This is a genomic window from Intrasporangium sp., assembly GCF_032907665.1.
GTDB lineage: Bacteria > Actinomycetota > Actinomycetes > Actinomycetales > Dermatophilaceae > Intrasporangium.
On sequence record NZ_JAJJPG010000023.1, the window covers coordinates 31,005 to 35,023 of the forward strand.

The 4,019-nt window shown below is 71.5% G+C and carries 3 protein-coding genes; all 3 read right to left on the minus strand.

What is annotated here, in order from left to right:
• A partial coding sequence (gene dnaE, locus LOY02_RS05760) for a DNA polymerase III subunit alpha (protein ID WP_317181377.1) occupies nucleotides 1-2,959 on the minus strand: 2,959 nt, incomplete at its 3' end.
• Complete coding sequence (locus LOY02_RS05765; protein ID WP_317181378.1) at nucleotides 2,956-3,426, minus strand: SAV_6107 family HEPN domain-containing protein; 471 nt, start codon at nucleotides 3,424-3,426, stop codon at nucleotides 2,956-2,958. The genes dnaE and LOY02_RS05765, both read right to left, overlap by 4 nt.
• 149 nt (nucleotides 3,427-3,575) lie before the next feature.
• On the minus strand, nucleotides 3,576-3,899 hold the full coding sequence (locus LOY02_RS05770; RefSeq protein ID WP_317181379.1) for a DUF6504 family protein: 324 nt from the start codon (nucleotides 3,897-3,899) through the stop codon (nucleotides 3,576-3,578).
• Between the last annotated feature and the right edge of the window lie 120 nt (nucleotides 3,900-4,019).

Genomic DNA, 4,019 nt, shown 5'->3' on the forward strand with positions numbered 1-4,019 from the left:
CGATCCCACCCGTGCCGATCCCACCCGTGACGATCCCACCCGTGACGATGTCGTGGATCGCGTCGAAACCGCCGGCGAGGACGAGACGCTCGGCCACCGGCCGGGACACGTGAGCACGTTGCCAGAAGTCGGAGAGGCTGGAGTACGGCTGTCCCGCGACGATGCTCGCGACCTCGAGGTCGGTGATGCCATGGACGTCGGCGAGGGAGAGCCGGATCGCCTCACCGCCGTCCTCGGTGCGCTCGAAGCGGTACTCCCCCGTCGAGACGTTGACGTCGAGCCCGAGGATCGTGATGCCGAAGGCCCGGGCGTCGTCGAGGATCAACCGCTTGGGATACATTCCCGGGTCGTGGGTGAGGACCCCGGCGAGGAAGGCAGCCGGATGGTGGGTCTTGAGCCACGCCGACTGGTAGGTCGGCAGGGCGAAGGCCGCGGCATGGGCCTTGCAGAACCCGAAGGACGCGAAGGCCTTGAGCACGCTCCAGATCCGGTCGACGTCCTCCGGGGAGTACCCGCGGGCCCGGGCCGCGGGTCGCCACCACTTCTCGACCTCGTCCTGGCCTGCCGGTGACCCGAGCGCCCGTCGCACCTCGTCGGCCTCGGCGAGGGTCACCCCGGTCGTCTCGGCGACGAGCCCCAGGACCTGCTCGTGGAAGACGACGACCCCCTCCGTCTCCCGGAGCACCGGCACGAGCGTGGGATGGAGGTAGGACGGCTCCTTCCACCCCTGCCTCGCATTGAGGAAGGGGACGATCATGTCGCTCTTGACCGGACCGGGCCGGAAGAGGGAGATGTCGATGACGAGGTCCTCGAAGGTCTGCGGCCCGAACTTGCCGATGAGCTCGCGCTGCCCCGGGCTCTCGATCTGGAAGCACCCCAGCGTCCGGGTCGACTGGATCAGCTCGAAGGTCTCCTCGTCGTCGAGGGGCACCTGGGACTCGTCGTCGAGGTCGATTCCGGTCCGGTCGACCCGCTCCACCTCGGTCACTGCATGGGCCATCGCGGACTGCATCCGGATGCCGAGGACGTCGAGCTTGAGCAGGCCCATCGCCTCGACGTCGTCCTTGTCGAACTGGCTCATCGGGAAGCCGAGCCAGCTCGCCTCGACCGGGGTCCGATCCAGGAGCGCGGAGTCGGAGAGAACCACTCCGCACGGGTGCAGGGCGATGTGTCGCGGCAACCCGTCGAGCCGCTCGACGATGTCGTACATCAGCTGGAGCCGTGGCACGTCGAGCCCGCTCGCGCGCAGCTCGGGCAGCTCGGCGAGGGCGTTGCGGACGTTGCGGGCCGCGATGTGGGGAAAGGCCTTCGCCATCGCATCGATCTCCTGCGGCGGTAAGCCGAGCGCGGCACCGGCGTCACGGATCGCGTGGCGCACGCGGTAGGTGTCCATCATCGAGACGCACGTGACCCGCTCGCCACCGAAGTGGTCGAGGATTCGCTCGTAGACCTCGGTGCGCCGCGCGGACTCGACGTCGATGTCGATGTCGGGCAGCTCGGCTCGCAACGGCGAGCAGAAGCGTTCCATGAGCAGGCCGTAACGCATCGGGTCGACCCCGGAGATGCCGAGCAGGTAGTTGACCAGCGAGCCCGCCCCCGACCCTCGGGCCGCGACCCGGACCCCCATCTCGCGGATGAGGTCGCAGACCTGCGCCACGGTGAGGAAGTACGTCGCGTAGCCCAGCGTCTCGATGACGTGCAGCTCGTCCTCGAGGCGCTCGCTGACCGCTGCGAGCTGCGTCGCCGAGTGGCCGGGATAGTGGGATCCGATCGACTCGCGGCACCGCCTCGCGAGGACGGCCTGCGGACTGACTCCTTCACGGAGGCCGAGCACGCCGGGCTCGGGGAGGTGGACGGAGCCGATTCCGAGATCGGCACGGGGGTCCTGGATGCACTCGGTGGCCATCGTGGTCGTCCGGGCGATGAGCTCGGCAGCCCGTTGCCGGGCGAGCGCTCCCCCGCCGACGAGACCCGGTCCCGAGACCTGGACGACGTCCCGCGCCAGCGCGTGCATGACCGGGGTGGGCGAGAGATGCCCGGCCGTCGTCACCCGGTCGAGGTGGCGCTCGTCGAGAGCGACCAGCCGGCGTGCCGCGTCGAGGACGTCGACGATGGCGGCGTCCTGGGGGTCGGCGTGCCGGACCGACGCGGTGATCACCGTCGGCACGCCGACCTCGGCGGCGAGGGCAAGCATCCGACCGGCCTGTCCGAGGCTGCCGGGCAGGTGCTCGGGACCCCCGTGGCAGACGATCTCGACTGCGAGCCCGTCCCTCGGCAGGACCTCGCGCCACCGCTCGAGGATGGCCCGGGCGAGGGACTGCTTCCTGGCGAGCACCGCGCGACCGACGTCCGAGTCGGGCCCGAGGAGCACGACGAGCCGGGACGACGACGACTCGGACCGGGCGCTCTCATCGGGAGCCGGACGGCCCGGCCCCCTCTCACCGGAACCGTCCGCGGGGCGCTCCACCTCGGCGACAGGTCTGGCGTGCTCGGCGAGCAGGCGTGCCGTGGCCACCGGGTTGCCGCGCTCCCCACTCAGGTGGGTGTCGGTGACGAGCCGGCAGAGCGCGGCCCAGCCCGCCCCGGGAGGCAGGCCGGTCCGACTCCCCCTGGCCAGGACGGTCACCCGGGGCAGGCGCGGGTCGACGAGGGCGCCGCCTCGCACCGGGGTCCGTGCTCGCGTCGCGCCTCGCTGCCCACCGCTCACCGCCCCCGGGTAGCGGCGCGGCTCGATCGGGTCCGGGCCCAGGGCGAGGTCCACCCCCAGGATCGGGTCGATCCCCCGCGCCATGCATGCGGTGACGAACTTGACTGCGCCGTAGAGTCCGTCGCGGTCGGTGAGAGCGAGCGCAGGCTGCCCGAAGGCAGCGGCCCGCTCGACGAGCTGCTCTGGCTTGGCTGTGCCGTATCGCATCGAGTACCCCGACGCGACGTGCAGGTGGACGAAGCTGTCGGTCATCGGACGAGTCGAGCTCCGGGGCTGGGCGAGGACGGTGCCGTGGTCGAGACGAGGAGCGGGGTCGTCAGCTCGGGCAGGGGCACGGTGATCGGGACCCCGAGGATGCCCTGGACGATCTCGAGGAACATCTCCGCCTGCCGGAGCAGGTCGTCCGCCTCGCGGGCCGGGATCCGCCCGCCCCGGTCGATGATCGACCGGTGGGCGGAGCAGGCGGCGAAGAAGGCCGCCCACTCCGCCAGCTCGGGAGCGAGGCCGGGCAGGATCTGCCAGACGCTCCGTGGGCGGGATCGCGGCGACGGCGTGGTGCGCGCGGCCACGAGGGCGGCGGCAGCGCGAAGCGCCCCGAGGTGGGCGTCCCGGTAGCGCTCGGAGGCGTCGGCCGTGCGGCAGGCCTCCTCGAGAGTGCTCCTGGCCCGGTCGAGCAGGTCGTGCACCGCTGCGGGCATCGGCGGCCGGGGGAATGTCACCGCTCCTCCGGCCGGCCGGCCCCGTGGAGTCGTGCTCGACCCTGGACGTGAGGTCGATCGTGAAGCGGGCGACGTTGGACCTGAGGTCGAACGTGAGTGCGTGGACGCTGCGGTCCCGTCGGGCACGAAGGTCATCATGGAGCTCCTTGTCAGTCAGCGACCCGGACGAGTGACCACCGGTCGCCCTGAGCCGACTCGTCGTGGGCGAGGTCGTAGACCCCCGGTGCGAACGACCACCCCGGGCTCGCCTCGACGCGCCACACCCGGTGCTCGCTCGCCGCCGCGGCGATCGAGCTCCCGGGCACGACGTCCGCCTCCTCGGCGTCGAGCGCGTCCCGCCACCAGGCGCGTCGCTCCCGCCACTGCGAGAGGACGTCACGCACGACATAGAGTCGTCCGCGCCAGATGAAGGCCTCCGGACGCTCCGGCTCCCCCACGCGGACCTCGACTGGATCACTGAACCTGCGCACCACGACACGTCTCCTTCGGGACACACGTCGAGGCGGGAGAACACGACCCGGGACGCCCCGCTGCTCCACCGCGGACGCCCGAACACCCTGCCGACGACTTGAACCTGCTGTTGTGAACCTGCT